The sequence below is a fragment of the Nocardioides cremeus genome, from assembly GCF_030518195.1.
In the GTDB taxonomy this organism is placed as follows: domain Bacteria; phylum Actinomycetota; class Actinomycetes; order Propionibacteriales; family Nocardioidaceae; genus Nocardioides; species Nocardioides cremeus.
Genome location: NZ_JAULSC010000076.1, coordinates 1 through 372, shown reverse-complemented (window position 1 = coordinate 372; position 372 = coordinate 1). Strand labels below are relative to the sequence as shown.

The 372-nt window shown below is 46.8% G+C and carries 1 protein-coding gene; it reads left to right on the top strand.

What is annotated here, in order from left to right; genetic code table 11:
- Positions 1-42: 42 nt before the first annotated feature.
- On the top strand, positions 43-372 hold a 330-nt coding region (locus QWJ41_RS20785), incomplete at its 3' end, for a glycosyl hydrolase family 28 protein (protein WP_302710377.1).

Genomic DNA, 372 nt, shown 5'->3' with positions numbered 1-372 from the left:
ATGTACGTTAACTTAGTTGCTATCCTAGCTATTGTTGCAGCGGTGTCTGCTTCACCTCTTGAGCCGGTGGAAGCAAGTTGTACCGTTACAAAATACGCTGATGTCGCCGCAGCCGTACAAAGCTGCAGCGCCTTGATTCTTAAGGACCTCACCGTACCAGCGAAAACGACATTGGCACTTAACTTGAAAAGTGGAGCCACTTTGACTTTCCAAGGTACTTTGAAATGGGAATATGCTGAATGGGACGGTCCTCTGATTGAAATCAAAGGAAGCAAAGTAACCGTTGTGGGTACCGGTGCCACTTTGGATGGACAAGGTGCTAAATGGTGGGACGGTCAAGGAGATAAAGGAAAAAAGAAGCCCAAATTCTTC